This is a genomic window from Clostridium sp. UBA871, assembly GCF_002295255.1.
Lineage (GTDB): Bacteria > Bacillota > Clostridia > Clostridiales > Clostridiaceae > Clostridium_J > Clostridium_J sulfidigenes.
The window spans coordinates 41,080-66,520 of the sequence record NZ_DBFV01000004.1; the positions used below are offsets into that span (position 1 = coordinate 41,080).

At 29.4% G+C, this 25,441-nt stretch carries 25 protein-coding genes and 1 tRNA gene; 15 read left to right on the plus strand and 11 right to left on the minus strand.

What is annotated here, in order from left to right:
* Window positions 1–27: 27 nt before the first annotated feature.
* Genes B3086_RS06055 through B3086_RS06065 form a run of 3 tightly spaced genes read left to right on the plus strand, consistent with a single transcriptional unit; the run spans window position 28 to window position 2,744 of the window.
* Entirely contained in the window at window positions 28–603 is a 576-nt protein-coding gene (locus tag B3086_RS06055; RefSeq protein WP_346846683.1) for a class I SAM-dependent methyltransferase, read from the plus strand.
* Window positions 600–1,463: a methyltransferase domain-containing protein gene (locus B3086_RS06060; protein WP_346846684.1), complete on the plus strand. Its 864-nt coding sequence runs from the start codon at window positions 600–602 to the stop codon at window positions 1,461–1,463. The genes B3086_RS06055 and B3086_RS06060 overlap by 4 nt, the downstream gene beginning before the upstream one ends.
* A 6-nt stretch (window positions 1,464–1,469) precedes the next feature.
* Window positions 1,470–2,744 carry a radical SAM protein gene (locus tag B3086_RS06065; protein WP_346846685.1) on the plus strand — a complete coding sequence of 425 codons (1,275 nt, stop codon included), beginning with the start codon at window positions 1,470–1,472 and terminating at the stop codon, window positions 2,742–2,744.
* 40 nt (window positions 2,745–2,784) lie between these two features.
* Here B3086_RS06065 and B3086_RS06070 read toward each other — a convergent pair whose 3' ends face one another.
* Window positions 2,785–3,420, minus strand: a complete 636-nt coding sequence (locus B3086_RS06070) for a chloramphenicol acetyltransferase (protein ID WP_346846906.1) — start codon at window positions 3,418–3,420, stop codon at window positions 2,785–2,787.
* Between the two features lie 231 nt (window positions 3,421–3,651).
* Window positions 3,652–3,727: transfer RNA gene (locus B3086_RS06075), tRNA-Met, on the minus strand.
* A 172-nt stretch (window positions 3,728–3,899) separates the two neighbouring features.
* Between B3086_RS06075 and B3086_RS06080 the strand changes: the two genes are divergently transcribed.
* The gene (locus tag B3086_RS06080) at window positions 3,900–4,211 is read left to right on the plus strand and encodes a hypothetical protein (protein ID WP_346892952.1); all 312 of its coding nucleotides are present in this window, start codon (window positions 3,900–3,902) and stop codon (window positions 4,209–4,211) included.
* 221 nt (window positions 4,212–4,432) lie between these two features.
* Here B3086_RS06080 and B3086_RS06085 read toward each other — a convergent pair whose 3' ends face one another.
* Window positions 4,433–5,137, minus strand: coding sequence for a DUF421 domain-containing protein (locus tag B3086_RS06085; protein WP_346846687.1), 705 nt, complete (start codon window positions 5,135–5,137; stop codon window positions 4,433–4,435).
* A 277-nt stretch (window positions 5,138–5,414) separates the two neighbouring features.
* On the opposite strand from B3086_RS06085, the gene B3086_RS06090 reads away from it, so the two are divergent.
* Both B3086_RS06090 and B3086_RS06095 read left to right on the plus strand, forming a co-directional pair.
* Complete coding sequence (locus B3086_RS06090; RefSeq protein ID WP_346846688.1) at window positions 5,415–5,807, plus strand: hypothetical protein; 393 nt, start codon at window positions 5,415–5,417, stop codon at window positions 5,805–5,807.
* Between the two features lie 320 nt (window positions 5,808–6,127).
* Window positions 6,128–6,967, plus strand: a complete 840-nt coding sequence (locus tag B3086_RS06095; protein ID WP_346846689.1) for a hypothetical protein — start codon at window positions 6,128–6,130, stop codon at window positions 6,965–6,967.
* A gap of 31 nt (window positions 6,968–6,998) precedes the next feature.
* On the opposite strand, the gene B3086_RS06100 is transcribed toward B3086_RS06095, so the two are convergent.
* Window positions 6,999–8,348: a DUF4317 domain-containing protein gene (locus B3086_RS06100; protein ID WP_346846690.1), complete on the minus strand. Its 1,350-nt coding sequence runs from the start codon at window positions 8,346–8,348 to the stop codon at window positions 6,999–7,001.
* Between the two features lie 43 nt (window positions 8,349–8,391).
* Complete coding sequence (locus B3086_RS06105; protein ID WP_346846691.1) at window positions 8,392–8,550, minus strand: hypothetical protein; 159 nt, start codon at window positions 8,548–8,550, stop codon at window positions 8,392–8,394.
* Between the two features lie 169 nt (window positions 8,551–8,719).
* Between B3086_RS06105 and B3086_RS06110 the strand changes: the two genes are divergently transcribed.
* The 3 genes from B3086_RS06110 to B3086_RS06120 all read left to right on the plus strand — a co-directional run bounded on the left by B3086_RS06110 (window position 8,720) and on the right by B3086_RS06120 (window position 12,130).
* Window positions 8,720–9,673: a GNAT family N-acetyltransferase gene (locus B3086_RS06110; protein WP_346846692.1), complete on the plus strand. Its 954-nt coding sequence runs from the start codon at window positions 8,720–8,722 to the stop codon at window positions 9,671–9,673.
* A gap of 193 nt (window positions 9,674–9,866) precedes the next feature.
* Complete coding sequence (locus tag B3086_RS06115; RefSeq protein ID WP_346846693.1) at window positions 9,867–11,132, plus strand: alkaline phosphatase family protein; 1,266 nt, start codon at window positions 9,867–9,869, stop codon at window positions 11,130–11,132.
* Between the two features lie 170 nt (window positions 11,133–11,302).
* Window positions 11,303–12,130, plus strand: a complete 828-nt coding sequence (locus B3086_RS06120) for a class I SAM-dependent methyltransferase (RefSeq protein WP_346879955.1) — start codon at window positions 11,303–11,305, stop codon at window positions 12,128–12,130.
* 173 nt (window positions 12,131–12,303) lie between these two features.
* Here B3086_RS06120 and murC read toward each other — a convergent pair whose 3' ends face one another.
* Entirely contained in the window at window positions 12,304–13,719 is a 1,416-nt protein-coding gene (gene murC, locus B3086_RS06125) for a UDP-N-acetylmuramate--L-alanine ligase (protein WP_346846695.1), read from the minus strand.
* A 443-nt stretch (window positions 13,720–14,162) separates the two neighbouring features.
* Between murC and B3086_RS06130 the strand changes: the two genes are divergently transcribed.
* The 5 genes from B3086_RS06130 to B3086_RS06150 all read left to right on the plus strand — a co-directional run bounded on the left by B3086_RS06130 (window position 14,163) and on the right by B3086_RS06150 (window position 19,687).
* Complete coding sequence (locus B3086_RS06130) at window positions 14,163–15,035, plus strand: AraC family transcriptional regulator (RefSeq protein WP_346846696.1); 873 nt, start codon at window positions 14,163–14,165, stop codon at window positions 15,033–15,035.
* 13 nt (window positions 15,036–15,048) lie between these two features.
* On the plus strand, window positions 15,049–15,873 hold the full coding sequence (locus B3086_RS06135) for a GNAT family N-acetyltransferase (protein WP_346846697.1): 825 nt from the start codon (window positions 15,049–15,051) through the stop codon (window positions 15,871–15,873).
* A gap of 319 nt (window positions 15,874–16,192) precedes the next feature.
* Complete coding sequence (gene helD, locus B3086_RS06140) at window positions 16,193–18,430, plus strand: RNA polymerase recycling motor HelD (protein ID WP_346846698.1); 2,238 nt, start codon at window positions 16,193–16,195, stop codon at window positions 18,428–18,430.
* 218 nt (window positions 18,431–18,648) lie between these two features.
* Complete coding sequence (locus B3086_RS06145; protein WP_346846699.1) at window positions 18,649–18,987, plus strand: DUF6054 family protein; 339 nt, start codon at window positions 18,649–18,651, stop codon at window positions 18,985–18,987.
* 22 nt (window positions 18,988–19,009) lie between these two features.
* The gene (locus B3086_RS06150) at window positions 19,010–19,687 is read left to right on the plus strand and encodes a class I SAM-dependent methyltransferase (protein ID WP_346846700.1); all 678 of its coding nucleotides are present in this window, start codon (window positions 19,010–19,012) and stop codon (window positions 19,685–19,687) included.
* Window positions 19,688–19,807: 120 nt separating this feature from the next.
* On the opposite strand, the gene B3086_RS06155 is transcribed toward B3086_RS06150, so the two are convergent.
* Both B3086_RS06155 and B3086_RS06160 read right to left on the minus strand, forming a co-directional pair.
* Window positions 19,808–20,044, minus strand: coding sequence for a hypothetical protein (locus B3086_RS06155; RefSeq protein WP_346846701.1), 237 nt, complete (start codon window positions 20,042–20,044; stop codon window positions 19,808–19,810).
* 9 nt (window positions 20,045–20,053) lie between these two features.
* Window positions 20,054–21,331 carry a DNA polymerase thumb domain-containing protein gene (locus tag B3086_RS06160; RefSeq protein WP_346846702.1) on the minus strand — a complete coding sequence of 426 codons (1,278 nt, stop codon included), beginning with the start codon at window positions 21,329–21,331 and terminating at the stop codon, window positions 20,054–20,056.
* A gap of 108 nt (window positions 21,332–21,439) precedes the next feature.
* On the opposite strand from B3086_RS06160, the gene B3086_RS06165 reads away from it, so the two are divergent.
* Window positions 21,440–22,144: an XRE family transcriptional regulator gene (locus B3086_RS06165; protein WP_346846703.1), complete on the plus strand. Its 705-nt coding sequence runs from the start codon at window positions 21,440–21,442 to the stop codon at window positions 22,142–22,144.
* 386 nt (window positions 22,145–22,530) lie between these two features.
* Here the strand turns inward: B3086_RS06165 and B3086_RS06170 are convergent, their stop codons facing one another.
* From B3086_RS06170 to B3086_RS06180, 3 genes are read right to left on the minus strand one after another with little or no spacing between them, the layout of a single operon-like run.
* Complete coding sequence (locus B3086_RS06170; protein WP_346846704.1) at window positions 22,531–23,301, minus strand: ABC transporter ATP-binding protein; 771 nt, start codon at window positions 23,299–23,301, stop codon at window positions 22,531–22,533.
* A gap of 5 nt (window positions 23,302–23,306) precedes the next feature.
* Window positions 23,307–24,329, minus strand: a complete 1,023-nt coding sequence (locus B3086_RS06175) for an iron ABC transporter permease (RefSeq protein ID WP_346846705.1) — start codon at window positions 24,327–24,329, stop codon at window positions 23,307–23,309.
* A complete protein-coding gene (locus B3086_RS06180) occupies window positions 24,326–25,333 on the minus strand; it encodes an iron ABC transporter permease (RefSeq protein ID WP_346846706.1) in 1,008 nt (335 codons plus the stop codon). The genes B3086_RS06175 and B3086_RS06180 overlap by 4 nt, the downstream gene beginning before the upstream one ends.
* Window positions 25,334–25,441 lie beyond the last annotated feature (108 nt).

Consider the following 25,441-nt stretch of genomic DNA (forward strand, 5'->3'; position numbering starts at 1 on the left):
TTTTTCATGCTGAAGGGCAGGGTGTCTATGGGAAATACTAAGGATTTTGATAAGGTTTATAAATATTATGATAAGTTTATGGCTACTTTTAACTTATATAAGATTAAAGATATAGAAGATGCAGCCGGTATTAATGAGGATGAAGTGGTTGTAGATATAGGGGGAGGCACTGGCTTTTTGGCTAATCATATTTGTAATAGCTGTAACACTGTATATGTCCTTGATGAAAGTGAGAAGATGCTTTCAAGAGTAGAGGAAAGAGGTAATGTTAAAGTTATAAAAGGTAATGCTTTAAGTACGCCATTTCACAGCGGTTCTATAGATACAGTTATAATGAGTGATGTTTTTCATCATATCAAAGAACAAGAGGAGCTCATTGCTGAAATAAGTAGGATACTAAAGGATAGTGGAAAAATAGTTATTATGGATTTCCATAAAAATCATATAAGAACCAGGTTGTTAAGATTATTTGAATTTATTCTCTTTGGAAGATTGTTTTTTAGAACTAAAGATGAAATTAAGGTTTTGCTTGAAGAACATTTTCATATAAGTAAAGTTTATGATAAGGGCTATTATTTTATATTTGTAGGTGAGAAAATATGATAAATAAAATGGTATTTTACTTAAAGGTTGGCTATAAACTCTTTAAAAAAGAAGTTGTAAGCAAAGAAGATTATAGAGCAGAGTATGATAAAGTTTCTGATACCTATAATCATTGGCTCGAAGAAATGGGAACACATTCTGATAATATTATTCATTCAAAGTATATAGATCCAAATAAGGAATTGAAAATACTAGATTTTGCTTGTGGAACAGGATATATAACTAAGGGTCTTTTAGATAAATCTGAAAAATATAAAATCACAGCTGTAGACCAATCAAGTAAAATGCTTGAGAAGTTAAACGCTGTTAATAAGGATAAGGTTACTATTATTAATAGTGATGGTATTGAATTTTTGAAAAAATCTAATGAAAAATTTGATGTGATATTTTTTGGTTGGGCACTTTCTTATTTCAATCATCATGAATTATTTAAGCTCTTTAATAATGCTTTAAAACCCCAGGGTATATTAGCTATAATTACAAATGTTCATGGAACTTTAGATAAGATAGAAGAAATATTTCTAGAAGTAATGAGAGAGAAGGAAAAGGAAGTAATTAAACCTATGGATATAAGATTAAATTTACCAAAGGGGAAGAAAGGCTTAGTTAAATGGTGCAGGCAGTACAATTTTAAGGTTTTAGAAGTAGATGAAGGTGAAGTGTTTTTTAGATTTAAGGAGCCAGAGGAACTTATGGAGTGGTTAAATATAACTGGTGCATTGGCAGGCACTAAGAAGATCTTTAATGATTATAATGAAGTTGAACCTCTTATAGTGGAAAAAATAAAGAAAGAGAAATATAAAAATGAAGATTATGAAATAAATCATAAATTTGCCTATGGGGTATTTAGAAAGGAATAGAAATGGATGAGCATAAATAATTTAAAAATCATGTCTCAAATGGCTATTGATAAAAATGTTATAAGGAGTATATTTGACATTTACAATATTCTAAGGGAAGATAAGCAGTTTAATCTATTAAAATATATAAAAATGATGAGAAGTTTTATAAAGGGTGAAAAACTAGTGAAGCATGAGGACAAGTATATACTGAGTACATTTTTACCACCCTTTCCATCTAAGTCCTTTGTACAAAATGTACTAGCAGTTGATGGGTCTAAAAACATATTTACAAAGCAAATCTATGCAGAGAGAACTGCACCTATTTCTATGTATTTATGTATAACACATAAATGTCCTAATAATTGTGTTTATTGTAGTGCAAAAAGTAGACAATTAGGAGAAGAGTTAACAAAGGAACAATGGATTAAGGTTATACAGGAGCTTCAAGAAATGTGCACTCCTATTATTGGAATTACAGGAGGAGAGCCCATGGCACGTGAAGATATATTTGATATAGTAAGAAGTATAGATAATAGAAGTACATCTATTTTATTTACCAGTGGTTTTAATCTAAGCTATGAAAAAGCAAAAAAGTTAAAGGATAGTGGTCTATTTGGCATTGGAATAAGTTTAGATTCTTATGAAAAAGATGTACACAATAAAAATAGAAATAATGAAAATGCCTTTGATTATGCTATTGAAGCTCTTAGAAATGCAAATAAAGCAGGGTTATATGTAATGGCACAAACCGTTATATTGAAAGAAAATCTTGATGAGGAAGAGTTATTTAAGTTATTTAAATTTGCTAAGGATAATGGGGCCCATGAAGTTAAGATACTTGAACCTATCCTAAGTGGCAATCTTTTAACAGAAAAACAATTAAGTAGTGTAATGTATAGTGAAAGTGATAGAGAAAAGCTTATAAAATTGCAACATAAGGCAAATAAAAGAAGTGATTTACCTAAGATAAGTACCTTTGCTTATACAGAAAGTGAATTAAAATTTGGTTGTGGAGCAGGAAATCAACATTCCTATATAAGTGCTTCGGGAGAATTATATCCCTGTGATTTTGTACCTATGAACTTTGGAAATGTAAAAAAAGAATCTGTAAAAAAACTATGGATTGAAATGAAAAATCATATAGGCAAGCCTAAAATTGGATGCTTTGCTCAAAAAGTAAATAGGGAAGTATTTAAGCAATCAGAAGGGATACTTCCACTTAATAAGGAAAAGGCAATAAATATCTGTAATAAGAATAAAAGTAATAGATATCCTAAATATTATAGGAATTTACAATAAGGAAATTAAAGGGGCTTTTGAAAAGCTCCTTTAACATGTTTTATAAATATTTTGAAGGATTATCTAAAATCTCTTGAATTACACTAAAATATTGTCCTACATGTAAGCCATCAACTAAGGCGTGGTGTACCTGAACAGACAGTGGCAACTTAACTTTACCATTTTCTTCAAAGTATTTACCCCAGGCTATTCTTGGAATACTGTCAACAGGATTCATCTGAATTGGGTGGGCTACACCAGTAAATGAAACCCAAGGAATACTGGTCATATATAAGAGATCATCACAATCAGATTCATCTTTAATAATGATATTATTTTTTATTTTATCTATTTCTTCAGATGCACTAATTTTAAAATCATTGAACTCATTTATGAATTTTGCTCTACAAAAACTAAATACTTCATCTTGTACCATTACAGTAAAAGCAGGGTTTATATATTCATGCTCAACTACCTTATCTTCTCTTATCCTATATCTAAATTCTTTTATATCATTGGCTGCTTTTGTAGCTACATATACAAAGGATATAAAAAATGGGATTTCATTTTCTTTAATATAACTATAAAATTTTGTAATATCTACATTACCGCAAATATTAAAATGTGGGTAATTAAAGCTCTTAAAAAAATTATAGTGGTCTTTTCTTTTCCAGTTTTCTATATCTATAAATTTCATTAATATATCACTCTCCATAAAAATAGTAAATTCCCTGATAAAATACCGCAATTTCCATTTTGTAAAATTAGCATTATGAACACTTAAAAATCTCATAGTTAACTTTTAAACTAAATTACAATGCATAACATTACAATTATATCATTTATACCACTAAGTTTAAATTGAGAAGTTAGACTTAAATATAATTCATAAATAAAAAAGATTCTATATTAAATATAGAATCTTTTATGGTTGCGGGAGCAGGACTTGAACCTACGACCTTCGGGTTATGAGCCCGACGAGCTGCCAACTGCTCCATCCCGCGATATTAAGTTCTTAAGAGATTTCCTTAAGCTTCTTATTCAGTATAGTATTAATAGTGAGATAAGTCAATGGTATTAGCAAAATAAATATTATATTTTTACGTGTATAATTTAATGAAGATATTTCATTAAGATTTATACATCTAAATAGCCATATTTAAAGGGGAGAAGGGCATGTTAGATTCATTAATAAAATCATCATTTATATTAGTACCATTGATGTTAAGTATGATAGTTTACCATAACTTTGATAAGGAATATGCCATAACTGATAAAATTAGTGCAAAAATAAAAATGGACAAGAAATGGCAACCTTTTTTAGTAGTATGTTCTGCTTTTGTATTGCAGATAATTATTGGAATTATAGGTATATATTTGATAGATATTCCTACTAATGTATTCTTCATATTTAGTGGTTTGATAACGGGGATAGCAACAGGGTTTTCAAATAAACTTCAAAATCAAATTAAAGACAAAGAAATATAAAATAATTTAAATTTATATAAGTGTACCATATGAAGTGTTAAGAGATACATTGAGTAACTTCAATGAGCTACTATTAGTATATAGCTTGTTGGAAAAATTAAATTAATATGGATGTTAATAGATATAAGTCAGTTAAAACGTGCTATAATAGGGAGGTTTTTAAATAAAAAGAGGCTTAAACGTATCTATAATATTAATGGATATGCTTAGTCCTCTAGGAATTATTTATATAAAAAAACTTTTAGGTTATCTTTATTGTCTAAGGTGGCAAGTAGAACGTTTTTTATATCAGTTTGATATAACTTTTTTAATTTGGAAACAACCCAACCTTCATCTTTATTAGTTTGCTTTAGCTCCTCGTAATTAATTCTACCATCCTTAATGATTGTCCTAGGCAAATCAAAGGCTTCTGTTTCCATTTGATAGAATGAAGGAGTAATAGGTTCATATTTTGGGTCTAAAAAAACAGAAAATTTTCCATCAGCTTCCCAAATCGCTAATGCTACTTTTTTTATATCTTCTACTTTTTCTTCACGTAATTCTTCTAATAACACATCAAGAGATATTCTTGCTTTTTTTAATCCTTTATAAATAATTTCTCCGTCTTTGATAATTGTGATTGGTTTATGATTAATAAGTATTTTTATAAATGGAAATTTTAGAACACAAAATACTCCAGCAATATATAGGACAACTAATACAATTGTTGAAATGACAGATCCCTTTAACCCAAGGTTTTCATCAGATAATGGATGAGCAATAATATTTCCAATTACTAAAGCAATGACAAAATCAAGGAGTCTTAATTGGGAGATGCTACGTTGTCCTAAGACTTTTGCAACAATAACTAAAAAGAAAAAAGCAATAATAGCACGCAAAGCCCACTCCATGATAGTAAGTGTTTCCTGACCTTGTAAAAAATCCATAATGATATCTCCTTTATACTAAAAATCTAATATGTAGTTTATCGTTGATGTTATTTTAACCAATAATTAATGAAAAAATTAGAATGAAAGTTTTTAATAATAAACTAAACTATTTTTAGATAAAAAAGGATAAAACTACTTACACATAGATATCACTAGGGTAGGATATATGTTATAATTAGGTAAAATAAAATTTTTGTAATATATACAAGGAAATGGAATTATGAAATTCAGAATTGTTTCATTTAAGATTACTTTATAAAATAGGGGGTATAAAATGAATTTAAATGAAATAAAATTAGAACTAGTAAACATAGAATCAAAGGAAAAACTGGAGAATTTGATGAGTATATATTTACATGATTTATCAGAGTTTGCAGATGATTCAAAAATTAATGAAGATGGAAAATTTGAATATGATGGTTTAGAAATGTATTTTAAATCAGAGGATTTAACTCCTTATTTTATAACATATCAAGGGGAAGTGGCAGGTTTTGTTCTTTTTAATACTGGGAAATATGTTCCAAAAGATATTGATTATGTTGTTCATGAGCTATTTCTATTAAAGAGTTTTAGAAAGAAAGAAGTAGGTAATGCTGCAATTAGAATTTTGTTAGATACAAGGGTAAATATAAAATTGAGCAAATATCAAGTAATAAGCCTGCGGTGAATTTTTGGAGAAAATTTTATGAAAAATAAGGCATTAAATATATAGAATCAAAAGAAAGAAACTATGATTTAGAATGTAGCGTTCAGATATTTAATATATAACTAAAAAGGAGATACCATCTTTAAGGGGGTATCTCTTTTAAGTTTATCTAAAGTTACAATGGCATTAGAGTTTTATCTTTTATAATAACTAATTTATTAATTCGTATTGTAATTAAAAACATAAAATGTAAATTTATGTTAGTTATGTTTAACTATACTATGTAATATATATAAGTATAGGATTATTTGTTACAATATTTAAAAGAGGAGATGTATAATATGAATATTCCTGTTTGGGAATATGTACTTTCCATGGGAACTTATTTTATTTTACTTTTATTCATGATTGAATATATGAGGAAACATCACAAATTTGCAGCTATCTTCTGGGTTGTATCTTTATTTACTTTTCCACTTTGGCTTATGGGAGGCATAAATGGTTGGTTTCGTTGGGCAAAAACATTCAGTGCTATATTGCCACTTATAATAGGTGGATTTTTCCGTGTAGCTGATCAGGAACAATATAAAGGAAAGTTCTGGGACTTTATGAGAAAGGATTGGATCGTTTGGTTCATTTATGCGGTACTATTCTTAAATATTGCAGAAGCTACTATAAAAGATGTTACTTTAAAAAACTATGGCAATGCGCTTTGTGGATTATTATTATGTTTTACTATTCCATTCCCAAATGGACGAAAATTCTTTAAATTAAGTGCTGAAGATAATAGTATGTTTATAGCTTATACAACTATAGCTTGGAATTTATTATATACAACTTGGAATTTATGCTTTGTTTATGGTGAAACTGGTAAATACTTTGCTAGCTCTATATGCATATTATTGGCGGCAGAAATATATCCAATTATTAAAAGAAAACCTGAACTTTATATAGCAGCTCGTATATATACCTTATCTGCTCACGTATTAATTAGAGCTTGTTTACCTAACTTATTCCCAGCTGTAATGGATGCATCATCATGGTTTAATGCAGATATATTATATGGATGGGGAATATTTAACGGTCTAATAATAATTCCTTATGCTTTCTGGTATATATGGCAACTACATTCAGGTAAGGCTGAAGTAAGCTTCATTAGAAGTAATACTTCAGCAATGTAGGTAAGTAAATCTATATTTATCCTTAGATACCTTAAACTAAATGATCTAAGCCATTAACTGCAGTTTGCTCATTCTCATTAATAGGAATAACTATGCATTTTTGACCATCAATTATTTGAGATTTTATTTGAGGTATCTTTTCAGGTTTTACTTGAAGTATAACGTCATAGTCAGGAGCATTCTTATTATCTTCTGAATTTATATCCAAATCTTTCTCTAAATTAGTTTCTAAAGTTTCTTCTAAAATTATATTATCTTCACTAACTTCTGTAGATGAGGGAGTTTCACTATCTACAGAAGTTTCTTGTTTAACTTCATCCAGTTTAGTTTGAAGTATTTCTACTTGTTTTTGAAGGTGTTCTTCCTTCTTTCTTTGGGCATTTACCTTAAGTGCCTTTGAATCAATTAAATTTTCTGCTAAAGGAAGATCATCACCAAAGTTTTCTACATAGGATTCTTCAATCTTAGAAGTGATTTCTTCAGGAACCCCACTTTCTATTAAAAGGTTTTGTATATCCTTCTTTGTTAAGCTTATAGGTTCACAATCTGCATCATCATATATAGCATTGTATTCCTCTACCATAGCACTTAGATTTTCTTGTACTTCCATAAAAATTTTATCAGCCTTCTTTTCTTCAGTACTAAAAGAATCTTTAATAATTGACTCAAATGTTTCTTTTTGCAAGGTAGCAGTTTGTTTTGAATAACAACCCAAAGCATTTTCCATTAATTCAGGATGGGTATCCTTTGCATTTTTCGTGTAATACATAATAGAGTTGACATCTGAACTACGCTCAATAAAAGCAGGAAACACAAAGCCATTAGTTGGAGCATCAACTACCCAATCTCTAATACGTGCTTTTATTTTATTTTCTTCTTCAAAGTATCTAAGACCAGGCTCAGAAAGTGAAACAGGGCATATTGCACATAACACATATTCATATACTTCTTCAGATTCATCTAACTTTGCATTATCAGTGGTTTTAGTAATAACGTCATAAGCATCATGAAAAACAAGTATTATAAAATTACCGGTAAAATCATAATTATCAATAATTAAATTATAAAAGTTATCAAGGAGGGCATCATCTTTTAATTGACTTTTTTTAAGTTGCATAAGAGAAATTTGTCTTTCATTCACATAGTCTTCATTAATTGGAAAGTTAAGTTCTAAAATATTATTTCCAATAGTACCAGACAGTACTTTTTTAGCGATTTCTAAGTACTTAAAGTATTCATCTTCATCTAAATTTAGAAATGATTCTTTAAATTTTAAAATGATATTTTTTTCTCCATTAACATAGCAACCACACAACTTAGTGAAGGTGCAATGATCTTTTTTTAAACGTCTTTTTAACTCAAGTATATCTTTTTTTCTCATATATAAACTCCTCAATCTAGTATTTTTCTATTTGTAGGTATTATTAACTATACAGAAAGGCATCACTATATTCATTCCAATAAACAGAGTTCTTAGTATCAGTATTTTCCATACTTAGGACTCGTTGTCCTTTAGGATAAATAAGTCCATGTAAGCCAAACCAAAGATTTGGACACTCACTTAAGTATAATATTTTTTTCATCTTAATTAAAGGGTTTATTAGGTAAAGTAAATACAGATGATATGAAAATAATAAGCATACCTAGAATGTATCTGGTATAATAAGGGTATGATTCCATATAGAAGGTTAGTGGCAGAAAAACTAAAACAGGATTTTACTAAATAAGTTATATATTAAGAGGGGTAAGAGAATGGTATTTGAAAAGTTAAATGAAAAGTATTTAGAGGATGCAGTTAAGCTTGCACAAAAACAATATAATATGGAGCAGAAATATATAGAAGCCTTAAATGATAAAGACTATAAAGAGGTTCTTACTGATTTATTGAGTGATATTTTTAAGAATAATCATGGAATGGTAGCTATTGAAAGAGGAAAAGTATTAGGGTATTTAAGTTTTTGGAAAAGTGTAAACGGTCATTTTGGCAATGTTAAAGGTTCATTTTCTCCATTATTTGCAAATGCTTATGGCGGAGAAAATAGGGGTAAAATAGCATCACTTCTTTTTCAATATGTATCAGAAGAAATGATTAAGGAAGAAATTTTAAGTTATGCAATTTGTCTATATAGCCATGATGCTCAAGTTATGAAATCTTTGACAATGAATGGATTTGGCATAAGGTGTGGAGATGGAATCAGAAATGTTAACAAGCCGCTCAATATTGAAATTAACACAGAATATTCTTATGAAGAAGTACATTATAGCAAAGCAGGATGTTTGTTATCGTTAAGCAATAGTTTAGTAAGGCATATGAGAAAGAGCCCTACATATTTTCTGAATGAAGAGCTTTCAGAAGGGGAATTTGTAGAGAGATGCAATAATAGACAATCACGTTTCTTTATTGCCAAGGATAAATCAGAAATAATAGGATATTTAGAAGTCACAAATGATGGAGAAACATTTATCACTGAAGAACCAGACTATTTGCATATCTGTGGGGCATATTTGAAAGATAGCTATCGTGGGAAGAATATAATCCAGAGTTTACTTTCCGTTGTTATTGAAACATTAAAAAGGGATGGTATAAAGAGATTAGGTGTGGATTTTGAAACAATTAATCCAACTGCGTTAAGATTTTGGGAAAAGTATTTTGATAGTTATACGTATAGTCTTGTTAGAAGAATTGATGAAAGAATTCTTAGATAAAAACTAGAAGCAAATGCTGATTTCTATATACTCTAATATGGTATCCCGTTATTAATATATAATTACGTATTAATATATAGTGATATTTGCAGAAATCGGTTTCTATAATGTGGAAATAAGATGCATAGAGCTTGAAAGAAATAAATGGAAGTTTTAAAATATATTTGTAAACTCAAAGTTGAGAGGTGAGTATATGATAAATACAAATTCAATAAACCAAGTTAATAAAAGTAATATTAGTGGACTGACAATTCCTTTATATGATAGTTACTGTTTTTCTAATATTTGTGGAACTATAAAAGATTTATTTAATATTGATTCAGATAAAAAACTTCCTAGTGATGTTATCGGAAATAGCAATGAGAAACCTAATAAAATAGTATTTTTTCTAACGGATGCTTTTGGATGGTGTTTTTACGATAAATATAAAGAGCATTCTAAATTTTTATGTAAATTAGAAAAGAGCGGTGTAGTTTCAAAATTAACTTCACAATTCCCATCTACTACAACAGCACATGTAACAACAGCATTATCTGGTGAATCAGTTTATGAACATGGACTTTATGAGTGGTTTTATTATGAACCAAAAGCTGATGATATAGTAACATCATTTTTATTTAAGGAAGCAAGAAATAAATATAATGAAACCTTAACAAGGAAAAATATAAAACCCAGTGACTTTATACCACAAAAAAGCTTTTTTAAAGAATTATTAAACCATGGAATAAAAAGTACTGTTTATCAACCTAGTCATATAAATAATAGTACCTATACTAGATTCACATGTAGGGATGCTAATTTAAAGGGTTATGACACAAATGAAGATTTGTTTAAATCATTATCAAAGGATTTATTAAAGAATGATGATAAAGAATATTTTTATGTTTATTTACATGACATTGATGCTATAGCTCATGCAAAAGGAAATCAATCAGAAGAATTTAAAATAGTTATGGGTAATTTATTTAAAAATTTAGATAGGTTTTATGAAGAAGGAAAAGATAAGTTTAGTAATACTGCTATTATAATTTCTGCAGACCATGGTCAAATTGATATTGATCTAAAAAATCCATATTATATTAATAAACTAATTCCTGATATAGAGAAGTATTTAAAGAAAAATAAAAACAATGATATCATGTCACCAGCAGGATATTGTAGAGATTTATTTCTGCATGTAGAGGAGAAATATTTGATAGAGTTAAAGACTATTCTTGAAAAGGAGTTATATGAAATAGCACAAGTATATCTATTTGAAGATTTAAAAGATAAAGGCTTATTTGGAGTTCCTAGTGAAAAGTTATTAGAGAGAGTTGGAAATTTAGTTATATTGCCTAAAGAAAATAATACTGTTTGGTGGTATGAAAAAGATATATTTGAAGTTACATTCCTAGGAATGCATGGTGGAGCAAGTAAAGAAGAGATGGAGATACCATTTCTATTTTATATGTTTAAATAATATTGTAGTAACCTAAGTTACAAGCTACTTCGAAAAGTCCCCAGGGAGACATAAACAAGTTATGAACACAATCTGATTGTATCTGCCTGATGGAAAGGGGGGATGAATGGGAGAGGCTGTAATGACAAAGGTCAGGTTTTAATGTTGAATGATAGGAATGGAGTGATTATGTGTCTAGAGCAAATGACAGAGATATAGTTAGGGGACAGTATAATTCAGATAAGAATTTAAAAGCCAGACAAGCTTTACATGATGGTTTTAGTACAAATAAATATGGATGGTTTAATTGGGTATTTGATCAATATAAGTTTAAGCCTAATGATAAAGTTATTGAATTTGGATGTGGGAATGGAAGTACATGGGCTAATAATAGAAATAGGATACCAAAGGATATCCAGGTGATTCTCACAGATTTGTCTGAAGGTATGTTGAGATCAGCAAAAGATAACCTTTTAGGAATTGATGAAGTATTTGATTATTCTGTTAGTGATATACAAAATATTGAATATGAAGACAATTCATTTCAGTGTGCCATTGCAAATCATATGCTTTACCATGTGGAAAATAGAGATTTAGCAATCAGTGAAATTGCCCGTATACTTAAAGCAGATGGAACTTTTTATGCTACTACCAATAGTCTTTATAATATGAAGGGACTAAAAGACTTAGTGAGAAATTTTGATTCTCAACTTGATTATGAATCCTTTTCTGTTGCAAAGGAATTTGGTATAGAAAATGGGGCAGAGCAGTTATCAAAGCATTTTGATTCTGTTGAAACTTTAGTATATGAAGATTCCCTTCATATAACAGAAGCAAAGCCTTTAGCGGATTATGTTCTATCATTAGATGAACATGTGAACATACAGGATATAATGACGGAGAGCAAAGTACAGGATTTTTACAGATATTTGGAAGATATAATTTTAAGAGAAGGAAGTATTGATATACCTAAATCTAGCGGAATGTTTATAGCTAAGAATCCTAAGAAAGTGTTATAAAAGGAATGATTGCTATATTTGAACGCATATGAGTAGAGTTACATTTGAGTTATGCTTCAAATTTCATATTTAATTAGTAGAACTTACTCAGCGAACGCATATGAGTTGAGTTATAATTAAAGCAAATAGGGCGTGTAATAAATTATGTTGAATTTATTACACACCTTATTATTTTATTCTTTTAATACATTAATAATTTTTCTAGATAATTTATAAGATTCACCCGCTCCAAAAACTATAATTATATCTCCACTTTTAGCTTCACTAAGGAGTTTACTACATATTTTATCAGAGCTTTTTATATACTCAGCTTTATTTATATCTATTTCACTACATAGCATATCTAAATTAACTGGCTCTATGTTTTTATTTGCTTCTCGTCCTAAGAAGGGATTTGTAATAATAACTCTATCTGCCTTTTTTAATGCTATAGCAAACTCATTAAAAAACAGCTTTGTTCTTGAAAGTTGATGTGGTTCAAAGACAGCGAAGACCTTTTTTCCTGGATAACTAAGTTTAATTGAATCTAAGGTAGTTGCTACTGCTGTAGGATGATGAGCAAAGTCATCAAAAATCTTAATATCATCAATATCTGCTACTAATTCTAGTCTTCTTCCTATTCCTTTGAAATTTTTAAATGAATTCTTTATTGCATCTATATCAACACCTAACTCTAGGGCAGTAATTAACACCCCTAAAGAGTTTTCAACGTTATGCTTACCGATAAGTCCAAGGTTAAAATTATATTCTTTATCTCCATTTACTACTTTAAAGGAGGAATATTCAGGGGTGTTTGAAGTCAATTCTGCTTTATACTCCATGTAAAAAGGGAATTCAAGCTTATTATCTATATAATATCCAATAACTTTTACTCCTTCTTCATTTAGCCAATGTCTTAACTCACATAATATTTCTCTAATAGCTGTACTATCTTCATTAACAACTAAAATTTTTGAACCTTTAAGCCTTTTTATAAAGTTTTTAAAAGAAGCCTTGACATGATTTATATCCTTGAAAAACTCTGGATGATCCATTTCCACATTGTTTATTACAGCTATTGAAGGACTATAATTTAAAAAATTATTATTGAATTCATCAGCTTCACATACAAAGTAATCTGACTTTCCTAACCTGTATCCACCACCCCAATTCTTAAAGGTTGTTCCGGCTTCAACAATTGGATCTAGACCACCATTTTCCAAAACAAGTCCCATTAAAATTGTAGTTGTAGATTTACCATGGGTACCTGCAATGGAAACAACAAACTTTTCATTTTGCACATATTTAGCTGAAAACTCCTGCCATGTCATTAAAATTCCTCTTCTTTTAGCTTCAAGTATTTCTGGATGATCCGGTGAAATATCTAAAATGGCAGGTGATATAGCTAAGATATCAATATCCTGTATATGGCTTGAATCATGACCTTTTAAAATATCTATATTATTTTGTAAAAGAGCATCTTTATAATATCCTGATATATTCAAGTCACATCCTGAAACATCAAACCCCATGTTCTTTGCAATAATTGCTATAGGTGCAGCACCACTTCCGCATATACCCATGAAATGCACTTTTATTTTATTTTCCAATATAATTCACTCCTATCATAATGTAATTTAGATTAAGAATATGTTTTAGAAAAGCCTTTGTTCTGCTATTTATTCAAAATAAAGTTGATTCACATTAAATTACAATTTCAAATTAATTATAACATGAGTTTACTATTGTTTTCCAATGGGTGAAAAAGAAATGATTATAGACTTGCATGAAGCTCAAGAAACCATTCAATTCAATTTTAAAGTAATGTATAATAAGAATTAAGTAAAAATTTGATAATATGTGAAAAATTAAGTTGTATTTAAAATATAAATAAGAAGTTAAATTTAATGAATTTTTTCATCTTTGACAAAGAACTAACAGAATATAAGGTAATTAGTAAATTAATATAATCAAATTAGTATGGACAAAACAAAGCACAGTAAGACGGGAATAAAATCCTTTGTTACTATATACTTTAATGGAGGTTAGAATTTTGGAAATAATTAAGGATATTAATAATGCAATTGAATATATTGAAGATAACTTAGGTTCAAATATAAGTATTGATGAAATAGCGAAGGTTGCATTTACATCACGTTACCATTTTCAAAGAATGTTTCATGCATTAACTGGGGTTACTTTAACAGAATATATTAGAAATCGTAGGATAACACTTGCTGGTGAAGAGTTATCTTCTAAAGATGTAAAGATTATTGATGTAGCTGCTAAATATGGTTATGAAAGTCCAGATGCGTTTACTAAAGCTTTTCAAAGACTTCATGGTTCAACACCCTCTATGATAAAAAAGGGCAATGCAAGACTTAAATCATTTCCAAAACTCTCATTTCAAATATCAATTAAAGGGGAATGCGAAATTAATTATAGAATAGTTAAACAAGATGAATTTAAATTTTTTGGAGTGGATTTTTTAACCACATTAATAGATAATGCATTGTATAAAGAAATACCAGAATTTTGTGATAAAATTTGGGAGGATGGAACCCATCTTAAGATTAATGAATTTTTAGGATATTCTAAAATGAATATGCTTTATGGAATTCATTATGATTTTAAAGAAGATGGAAGTAGAAAATATATGATGGGGTGGAAAGTTCCTGATAAAGATATACCTAATGAATATAAAATAGTAAACATACCTTCATGTACATGGGCTGTTTTCGATGGCAGGGGAGATAACTTGAATACCCTTGCCATAGCAGATTTATGGAGGCTAATATATTCAGAATGGTTTCCATCATCAGGATTTGAACAAATAGAAGGACCATGTATAGAAAAGTATTTTTGGGATGATGATCAATATATTAATTATAGTTGTGAGTTATGGATTCCAGTAAAAAGAAAATAAAATGGGGGATAAAATGAGTATTGAAATAAAAAATCCAAAGGAAGATCAGTACGGTAATAGTAAAGAAAATATTTTTTTAGCCTTTAGTGATGATGGAAGCTATTTGGGAAGTGCCTATACATATCCTAATATAAATTATCATCAGGCCCATGAAACACCATACCTTATCTTTATAGATATTGATATAGAATCTAATATAGACAAGCTTTTAAAAGATGAAGTTAAACAAAAATTATTTGATAAGGTATTCCTAAGGGCTAAAGAGCTTCATAAGGAAAGACCAGACTTAAAAGCAAGAATATATTCTGGATTTGAATATAACAATGAGAAGCTTGATTTTTATATTAAAAATGGTTTTGATGAAAACTACAGTATCATTATGGAAGCAGATATTGAAGAGAATCCTAAATATACATTCACTGAAGTAGAAGTAACTGAGATAAATTTAAGTTCTCAGAAGGAGCTTATGGAGTATAGTGCAATATATAATGAAATCTTTATATCACCCTTAGATGTAGATGCACTTTTAGAACAAAGTAAGGAAAAGCATTTTAAAAATCTATATTTTTTAGTTGATGGAAATATACAAGGTGGTTGCACAATCTTTGAAAAGGATGGTTACGGCTATATTGAAACTTTATATGTTTTATCAGAAGCACGTGGCAAAGGAATATCAAAAATTATAGTTAAGTATATATTTAATTATTTCTTGTCAAAAAATTTAAATAAAACAAAGCTAGAAGTATGGGAACTCAATAAACGTGCTATAAATTTATATAAATCTTTTAGATATAATGAGGTTGAAAAGAACTTCATGTTTCCAGGTATAACTATTTAATTATGTAGAATAAATACAGGGAGGTTAAATAGAAAACACAAATTATAATAGTTAGGGTGAAGTGTATCTGTTGAGAAACAAAGTAAATAAAAAGAAAAATTAGTATAGTGAGAAGAAATGATAAAAAGTGAGAAACTTCATATAAATGGAGTTTTTCACTTTTTACTATTTTTAAGCTAGGAAGTTTTAATATACTATCTCTACACTTTAATTATACCATATATAACAAAGTAATTATAGACTGGTAATTTAAGGTATATGTGATAAAATAGCAATGTTAATTCTAAAATGCTAAAGCTTATTACAAGGAGGAGATATTTTGTCAATAAATAAATCTGAATGGCTAGTAGAAATAGAATGGTTAGAAAAGGTGCTTAGGGAGGTAAAAAAGCAATTAAAAGAAAAACAAAACTCCAAAGATAATTTTAAAAAAGAAGCTATTGAAACCCAAAGAGAATTATGGGAAAATCTTGGGGCTGTTTCAGTAGAAAACGGTATGCAGCATATAGGAGATTTTATGCAGTTTATTAATACCATGAAAATTCAAAAGAGGAACCATGAGTTTGAAAGAAAGCTAGTTGATAAATATGAGAAGATGATTTCATCTCCTTATTTTGCAAGAATGGATTTTGAGGAAGAGGGAGAAGAAAAAGCTGAAAAGTATTATGTTGGAATTTCTAATTTAATTGATGAAGACTTTAATTTCTTTATATATGATTGGAGGGCACCAGTTTCTAGTATGTTTTATGATTATGAAATTGGAAGTGCTAATTATAAATGTCCTGATGGGATTATAAATGGCAAAATATCAATGAAAAGGCAATATAAAATTAGTGATGGCAAGATTGATTATATGTTTGACAGTAATATAAAAATAGATGATGAAGTATTACAAGATATATTAAGTAAAAGTAGCGATAATAAAATGAAGGCTATAGTGACTACAATTCAAAGAGAGCAAAACAAGGCAATTCGTAATGAAAAATATAAAAATTTAATTGTTCAGGGGCCTGCAGGGAGTGGAAAAACTTCTGTTGCTCTTCATAGGATTGCATATTTATTATATAAGCATCGAGATACCATAACATCTAAAAACATAGTTATATTTTCCCCAAATAATATTTTTAATGATTATATTTCCAATGTTTTACCCCAGCTTGGGGAAGAGAATATGCTTCAAACTACATTTAAAGAATATATGCATAAAGTTCTAGAGGAGGTAGGAGATAAAGAAGATTATTGTGCAATGATGGAGACAATTTTTGGTGATAAGAGTGAGCAGTCTTATGATATTAGGGTCAAAAGCTTGAAGTTTAAGTCATCTGCTGAGTTTGTTAATTTATTAAAGATATATATAAAGCACTTAGAAAAGATAGGTAGAGATTTTAAAGATATTACTTTAAGAGGGAAAACTATAATTTCAGCAGTGGAAATACAGGAATTATTTTATAAGGACTATAAGAGGCTTCCTCTTAAGAGAAGGTTAGAAAAGCTAAAGCAAAGAATTCTATATGTTATAGAACCTTATGAAAAAACATTGGTTGATAAAGCAGTAAAAGAAATGGAAGAATCCGGTGAACACTTAGATAAAGATGAAATAGTTAAAAGAAGTAAATCTTTAGTAAATAGAGACATTAATTCTATAGTTAATGAGGTGAAAGAAAAAACTAAATTTGATTTGATGGATTGCTATAAAGCCTTTTATGAAGATTTAGAACACTTCTTAAAGATGGTAAATATTAAATATGATAATGAAAGTATTAGAGAAATTAAAAGATATACATTAGAGAATTTAGGGGTTAAAAAGATAAATTATGAAGATCAAATAGCTTTATTATTTATAAAAGGAGCTGTAGGTGATATTCTAAAAACAGAAGAAGTGAAGTATGTAATTATTGATGAGGCTCAAGATTACTCACCATTACAGTATGAAATCTTTAATCAGTTATTTAACAAAGCAAATAAAACAATCCTTGGCGATATATCTCAATCCATTAATCCTTATATGAATGTTAGAAGTTATAACAATGTTGTAAATATACTTAAACCTGAGGATACTTCTATAATAAATTTAACTAAAAGTTATAGATCAACAATGGAAATAACTAAATTTTCTCGAAAAATATTAAGTGATGAAATTCAAGATGAATACGTGGAAAGAAGTGGGGAGTGGCCAAAATTAACTGGTCTTTTAGATGAAGAAGATATAAATGAAAGAATAGTTGAAGAGGTAAAAGTTCATAAGGGTGATGGGCATAATTCCATAGGAATAATAACAAAAAATGTTGATGAGGCACAGAGGGTTTACAATCATTTGAAGGATAGGATTAATATTAAAATGATTATAAGTGAGGATGATGAGTATGTTAATGATATTTTAGTTATTCCTGCATATCTTGCTAAGGGTTTGGAATTTGATGTGGTTATGATATATAATGCCAGTGATTTAAAGTATAAAGATGAAGAGGATAGATTGCTACTTTATACAGCTTGTACAAGAGCCCTACATGTTTTAGATATATTTTATTTAAGGAATGTATCATCATTATTAAAGTGAAAAGAAATAAGGTAGACTGAAAAAGTCTATCTTTTTTTATATGAAAATGTAATCAAAACTTGAATCTGAAAATTAATTACAAAATATGTTATAATAAAAGGGAAAGATAACTATAAGGCATTAGATAAATAGGAATTTATGGGTAGTGGTTTTTCATAAACATATAGTAGAGCAAATACAAATTGAATTAATTAAATATTTTATGGGAGACGAGTATTATGGCTGGAGATAATTTTAATGTTAATTTAAGCTTAAGTGAAGTAGCTGAATTATTAGATAAAGGAATAGTAAATGAAAGTATTACAGGTGAAAGGATAGATTATCATGTTGTAAATATTGATGATATTCATGCTATGATTGTAATAGTCTATGAAAAACATTTCTATAGAGCAGGGAACAGGCTTACATTAACAGTATGCATAAATAATGTTCATGATGTTACACATGTTCACTGCATAGGTGCCGGTGGTGGTGAAGGACTATTTAGATTTGACTGGGGAGCAAGTGATAAATTTACTAATTCTCCAAGAGAAATATTAAAAAATTATATAATATAAACAGTAATTGGGAGGTGTATTTGTGTATAATTACTATGAACAAAGTTTAAATTCTACAAAATTGTTTAAGGTTTATGATTCAAAATATCCAAGAATTAAGCGTTATTTAGGTGAAGAAATCAAATTTGTGGGTGAAAATTTACAGGGTAATGAGAAGGTGTTGGAGGTTGGAACAGGCTATGGACGTATAATTAAGGAACTGGCACCTTTTGCATCAAAGCTTGTAGGTATCGATATTTCAAAGGACTCTGTAGAACTTGGTAGGAATTATATAAAAGAAAGCCCTAAATGTAGTATTGAAGTTATGGATGCCCACGACCTTAAATTTGGTGAAGAATTTGATGTGGTATTATGTTTACAAAATGGTTTATCAGCTATGAAAGGATACCCTATGGATTTAATTAGACAATGTATGAAAGTGCTTATTCCTGGAGGAAAGGCTTATTTTAGCACATACAGCCCTAAATTTTGGAATCATCGTATAGCCTGGTTCTATGAACAGGCGGATAAGGGGCTACTTGGAGAAATTGATTTGGAAAAAACTCATGATGGTATGATTGTGTGTAAGGACGGATTTGTTGCTAATACATTTTCTGAAGATGAACTTAAAAAGTTTGGTGAGGAATTCGGTAGTGATTATAGCATTGAAGAAGTAGATGAGTCTAGTCTATTTCTTATTATTAAAAAGTCTATAGATTAATTTTAGTCTATCCTTAATTTTCATAAAAAAATATCATATTGAGATTTAGGTAGGGAGCATTTTACATTCATCCATGAAACCCTTCATAATACATTTCTATGTTATGAAGGGTTATTTTATCTACTTTCCCTCTACAAACCATTTGTAATTTGATTCGTAAAATACGTACTTTTCACGGCCTTGAATTTTGCAAGTGTATCTAATTCCGGCTCCTCCAGCTTTTAAGCTAGCAGCTGGTCTTATGTCTATTATTTTGTCTACTTCATAGTGGCGGCCATCTTCCCAAATTATTTCTCTGGGTTTTAATACACCTTCCTTTGTAAACTCTGCTAAAACATCCACATAAATCTTTGACATAATTACCTCCTAAAAATAACCATGAGGATGTATTGTATGATCCTCACAAGGATTAATCCTTGATAAATTCCTATCTGTATACATAATAGCTCTATGAATACTCTTATATCCAAAACGTCTTCTAATTTGGTCTAAAGCCTCATCTATTTTTTCCAGTTTAAGTCTTTTTTCATTGTCCATAAATAAATCTGTCTGTACTGGCATTGTATCAATTACAAGGTCAGCACCTCTTACACCAATACTTCTTACGGGATTTTTAAAGCTATAATTTTCTTTAAATAGCTTAAAGGCTGCCTGGGCAACTTCCTTGGTTATATTGGTAGGAGTTAGAAGTTTCCTTTGCCTTGAAAAACTGCAAAGCTTGGTATCTCTAACTGATATTTCAACTACGGTACATTTTAATCCATTTTCTCTAAGTCGTTTTGTCACACTTTCAGCTAAAACTATTATAATAAGCCATACATCTTCATCACAAACTAAATCCCTAGGCGTAGTAGTGCTATTACCTATAGATTTTATGGGAGCACTATAACTTTCAACTAGTACTTCTGAAGTGTCATAACCGTTGGCGAAAGAATGTAGAATAAGTCCCATTTTCCCTAGATGCCTTTTAAGAAAATCAGGATGGGTTTTGGCTATATCTCCAATAGTATTTATGTTTATGCTTTTAAGTTTTGCATTGGTGCTTCTACCAACATATAAAAGGTCTGAAGCTGGCAAAGACCAAGCTATGTTCTTATAATTTTCCTTTGAAATTGCAGTTATAGCATCAGGCTTTTTATAATCAGAGCCTAGCTTTGCAAATATCTTATTCCATGAAACTCCTATACTAACTGTTATACCTAATTCTTCCTTCATTCTATTGCTAATTTGCTTTGCTATTTCAAAGCCATTGCCAAAAAGCCCACAGCTCCCTGTTACATCTAGCCAGCTTTCGTCTATTCCAAAAGCCTGCTGCATATCTGTGTAATGCCCATATATTTCATGGGCCATTCTAGAAAATCTTAGATAAAGATCCATCCTTGGTGGCAAAAATATAATTCCAGGACATAGCTGTTTTGCCTGCCACAAAGGCATTCCTGTTTTCACCCCAAATTTTTTAGCTATTTCATCCTTAGCAAGGACAATTCCATGACGAGCTTCAGGGTCTCCACCAACTGCCACTGGTTTTCCTTTTAGCTCGGGATGATGCAAAAGTTCAATACTTGCATAACAAGAATTAATATCTGAATGTAAAATTACTCGTTCAAAATAAAACCATCTCCATATGAGATATATTAACATCATATATATCATTATATGATAAGTAAATAGTTTTATGTATCATATAATGATATTTTTCTATTGTAATTATCATTCCATTAATATACAATTAACATAAGGGGGTGTCTAATTATGAAAAAGACCCTAGGAGAAAAAATAACAGCTGCAAGGGAAGCTATAGGTTTATCCCAATATGAAGTAGCTGAGTTTATAAAAAACAAAGGTATAGATGTAACGAATCAAAAGGTTAGTAAGTGGGAAACTAATTATACTACTCCCAATGCTTATCAGTTTTTAGCTCTTTGTGAAGCACTAAAGGTTAGTGACGTGCTAGGAACCTTTGTGGATTGCAGTGTAGACTCACCTTTATCTAATCTAAATCAAGAGGGGAAAAATAAGGTAGAAGAATACATAACGCTCCTTATTGCCAGCGGTATGTATAGTAATGATGTTAAAGAAGAAAAAGTAATATATATGAGAAAGCTTCCTCTTTATGATTTACCGGTATCTGCAGGAACTGGTAAATATCTAGATGACAACTCCTGTGAAATCATTGAAGTAGGTAGTGATGTTCCTATGGAAGCAGACTTTGGAGTTAGAATTTCAGGAGATAGTATGGAGCCTCGTTTTGTAGATGGCCAAATAGTTTGGATTCATAAACAGGACATTTTGGAGGATGGAGAAATTGGAGTATTTGCCTTTGAAAATAACTCCTACTGTAAAAAGATTTCTATTTGTGGAGATGGAATTAAGCTTATTTCCCTTAATGAAAAATATGCGCCTATAAGTGTTCCAAGAAATGTAGAGTTTCATTGCTTTGGGAAGGTTGTAGAGTAATAAATTTTTTATAGATACTCAAATCAATTAAGGGAATTCTTTTTAAGAGTTCCCTTAAGAATGTAAGTAGGAAACTATTTAACTATAAAAATATGAACCTATTTAACTATAGAAATATATAACTATTAAAATAGTTGTTGTGGTCATGCGGGTTTTAGGGAATTTCCAATTTTGAAGTTAGGATTAAGTATGTAAAAATATGAAAAATAAATAGCAATAGAATTATACTAATAAAAAAGTTATTCCCTATTATAAAATAGTTTATCTAAGTTACAATAAGGGATAACTTTTAAATCTATGTATAACAAAAGGATGTGGAAAACCTCAATAATAACATCATATTATGATACGAATAACTATATCTTAATATGTTTTCGTTATAAAACTTAAATAAAAGGTACACATAATTTACAGTTATCTATAGGGGAATTAATAAGAGTACATTCAACATCAAAGACATCCTTTATAAGTTTTTCATTTATAATCTCATCCTTAGGGCCTTGAGCCAATATGTTTCCATTCTTTATAGCAACTATATTATCAGCATATTTTAATGCATGATTTATATCGTGAATAACCATTGCTATGGTTCTATTTTCTTTTTCATTTAAATTTCTTAAAATATTTAAAATTTCTAGCTGATACTTTATGTCTAGATGATTTGTAGGCTCATCTAAAAGGATGATATCTGTATCTTGTGCTAAAGATAATGCAATCCAAGCCCTTTGTCTTTGACCACCAGATAGGTTATTTAAAGTTATATCCTTATCGTTTATAAGTCCAACCTTTTTTATGGCTTCTAAAACTAGATTTTCATCCTTTTTACTCCAAAATGATAATAAATTATGGTAAGGGTATCTTCCTTGTTTCACCAAATCATAGACAGTTAAATCTTCTGGAGCATTACTGCTTTGAGGAAGCATGGACATAAGCTTGGCAACTTCCTTTGAAGGCATTTTAAGAATATCTCTATCCTCCATGAGTATATCTCCATTTTTAGGTTTAAGTATTCTTGCCATGGCCTTTATTAATGTAGATTTTCCACATCCATTAGAGCCAATTAAGGCAGTAATTTTTCCTTTCTCTATATTTATATTAATATTATCTAATATAATTTTTTCATCATAACATAACTTTAAATTTTTTGCTTTTATCATTTCTATCATCCCCTTTTGTAGTTTCTTTTTTTAACTAAAAGGTATATAAAGTAAGGTGCTCCTATAAAAGCTGTAAATATACCTATAGGTAAATCCTGTGGATAAAATAACCATTTAGATACAAAGTCAGCTAATAATGTTATTATTCCACCTATAAGTATTGAAAGTGGGATTACATTTTCAAACTTTGAATCTACCAATTTTCTTGCAATGTGAGGAGCTATTAAACCTACAAAAGATATACCACCACCAATAGTTACAGCTCCTGCTGCTAATGCAGCAGAAATGCCTAAGAGTATTATCCTGCTTTTATGTAGCTTATTACCAAGGACTATTACAACTTCATCTTCAAGCTGATGAAGATTTAAATCTTTAATAAATATTAATGTTAATGTAGCGAAAATACTAAATATTACTATAATCAGTATTGCATGTGTCCAGTTAGCACCATATATACTTCCTGTTATCCAAGTTGTAGCTTCTTTTATAAAAATTATTGGTCCATTTATTATAAGAATATTAGTTATGGCCTTAGCAATAGCAGAGACTCCAATTCCTATTATAATTAATTTATTTGTTGAAGAAGATTTTCCATTTATAAGCAAAATGCACATTAAAGCTATAAATGAAAATATAAAAGTAAATATAGGCATATATAATATAGATGTTGTTAATGAATTATTCTTAGGATCTATAAAAATAGTTAAAAACACCAATGCTCCAACGGAACCTCCATTAACTACACCTAATATATCTGGAGATGCTAAATCATTTTTAACCACTCCTTGAAGTATAGCTCCCGATAATGCTAAAGAGGCTCCAACAAAAAAGGCAACAAGAACTCTTGGTAACCTTATTTTCGTAACTAAAATAGATGAAAATCCTATATCTATTCCTAATATACTCTTTAGTACATCTAATGGACCTACCATAGCTTCACCTAGGCATAATGAAAAAAATATCATTAAGATAGTAATCCCTAGTAAAAGCGCACTTAACTTAATAGCTTTTTTACTTATATTTATCATTGTCTGGTCCTCCTTTTCGCAACATATATAAAGAAAGGACCACCTATAAGTGCAGTTAAAGCACCAACTGGGACTTCTTTTGGATAAATTATAAATCTTGACATTATATCTGCAAGCAATAGTATAGATGCCCCTGTTAATATAGAAAATGGTATTAGCCATTTATAATCAGTTCCAATAAATTTATGTACTATATGTGGAGTTATAAGTCCAATGAAAGCTATTGGACCTGCCAAAGCCACAGATACACCAGATAAAATAGCAACTATAGCTATTATAAGTATTTTAAAATATAGAGTTTTCATACCCAATGACCTTGCCATTTCTTCTCCTAATGAAAATACATTGAATTTTTTCCCGATAAGCAACGTAAATACTATTACTATTAATATTATTGGAATAAATTTAACTATTAGTTCTAATTTCTTCCCTTCAACAGAACCTGTCATCCAATAAACAACCTGCTCAAGTGCAGCCTCATTTTTATACAAAATACCTTGTGCTAAGGAAAAGAATAGTGCACCTAAAGCAGTACCTCCTAATGTTAAGTCCATAGGCCTTATGTCACCTGAAAGACCTCCACATAATAAATAAACTAGTAGAGAAGATCCTAGTGAACCTAAAAATGCTAACCAGGCAAGTCTTAGTGAAGATACATTGGGAAAATATGTGAGAACTATAACCAAAGTTAATACTGCTCCTGAATTTATACCTAAGATACTTGGCGAGGCTAATTTATTTCTAGTCAATCCTTGAGTTAAAAGTCCAGATACTCCAAGAGCTCCTCCAACTAGAAGAGAATTTAATGTTCTTGGAATTCTTGAAGTTCTTATAATTATATGTTCTTGAGAATTATTAAAATCTTTATATGCATCTATTAAAGTATCATAAGATGTAGGTATAAATCCTTTAGTAATACTTAAGTAACATAATATAAGAGTGAATATTGTAAGTAATATAAGTAACATCCATCTACCGCTATTACTTTTTAGAATATTTTTCATATAACTCCTCCGATTTATAATATTGAAAAATAATATCATTTATTATTGATAATCTTTCTCAAACATGATATCATAATTAAGTGATAAAATCCATAATAAATTTTAGGA

Bases quoted from the DNA above. Each gene is read 5' to 3' on its own strand.
- B3086_RS06055 (WP_346846683.1), top strand. From the start codon at position 28: ATGGGAAATACTAAGGATTTTGATAAGGTTTATAAATATTATGATAAG.
- B3086_RS06060 (WP_346846684.1), top strand. From the start codon at position 600: ATGATAAATAAAATGGTATTTTACTTAAAGGTTGGCTATAAACTCTTT.
- B3086_RS06065 (WP_346846685.1), top strand. From the start codon at position 1,470: ATGAGCATAAATAATTTAAAAATCATGTCTCAAATGGCTATTGATAAA.
- B3086_RS06070 (WP_346846906.1), bottom strand. From the start codon at position 3,420: ATGAAATTTATAGATATAGAAAACTGGAAAAGAAAAGACCACTATAAT.
- B3086_RS06080 (WP_346892952.1), top strand. From the start codon at position 3,900: ATGTTAGATTCATTAATAAAATCATCATTTATATTAGTACCATTGATG.
- B3086_RS06085 (WP_346846687.1), bottom strand. From the start codon at position 5,137: ATGGATTTTTTACAAGGTCAGGAAACACTTACTATCATGGAGTGGGCT.
- B3086_RS06090 (WP_346846688.1), top strand. From the start codon at position 5,415: ATGAATTTAAATGAAATAAAATTAGAACTAGTAAACATAGAATCAAAG.
- B3086_RS06095 (WP_346846689.1), top strand. From the start codon at position 6,128: ATGAATATTCCTGTTTGGGAATATGTACTTTCCATGGGAACTTATTTT.
- B3086_RS06100 (WP_346846690.1), bottom strand. From the start codon at position 8,348: ATGAGAAAAAAAGATATACTTGAGTTAAAAAGACGTTTAAAAAAAGAT.
- B3086_RS06105 (WP_346846691.1), bottom strand. From the start codon at position 8,550: ATGAAAAAAATATTATACTTAAGTGAGTGTCCAAATCTTTGGTTTGGC.
- B3086_RS06110 (WP_346846692.1), top strand. From the start codon at position 8,720: ATGGTATTTGAAAAGTTAAATGAAAAGTATTTAGAGGATGCAGTTAAG.
- B3086_RS06115 (WP_346846693.1), top strand. From the start codon at position 9,867: ATGATAAATACAAATTCAATAAACCAAGTTAATAAAAGTAATATTAGT.
- B3086_RS06135 (WP_346846697.1), top strand. From the start codon at position 15,049: ATGAGTATTGAAATAAAAAATCCAAAGGAAGATCAGTACGGTAATAGT.
- B3086_RS06145 (WP_346846699.1), top strand. From the start codon at position 18,649: ATGGCTGGAGATAATTTTAATGTTAATTTAAGCTTAAGTGAAGTAGCT.
- B3086_RS06155 (WP_346846701.1), bottom strand. From the start codon at position 20,044: ATGTCAAAGATTTATGTGGATGTTTTAGCAGAGTTTACAAAGGAAGGT.
- B3086_RS06160 (WP_346846702.1), bottom strand. From the start codon at position 21,331: ATGATGTTAATATATCTCATATGGAGATGGTTTTATTTTGAACGAGTA.
- B3086_RS06165 (WP_346846703.1), top strand. From the start codon at position 21,440: ATGAAAAAGACCCTAGGAGAAAAAATAACAGCTGCAAGGGAAGCTATA.
- B3086_RS06170 (WP_346846704.1), bottom strand. From the start codon at position 23,301: ATGATAAAAGCAAAAAATTTAAAGTTATGTTATGATGAAAAAATTATA.
- B3086_RS06175 (WP_346846705.1), bottom strand. From the start codon at position 24,329: ATGATAAATATAAGTAAAAAAGCTATTAAGTTAAGTGCGCTTTTACTA.
- B3086_RS06180 (WP_346846706.1), bottom strand. From the start codon at position 25,333: ATGAAAAATATTCTAAAAAGTAATAGCGGTAGATGGATGTTACTTATA.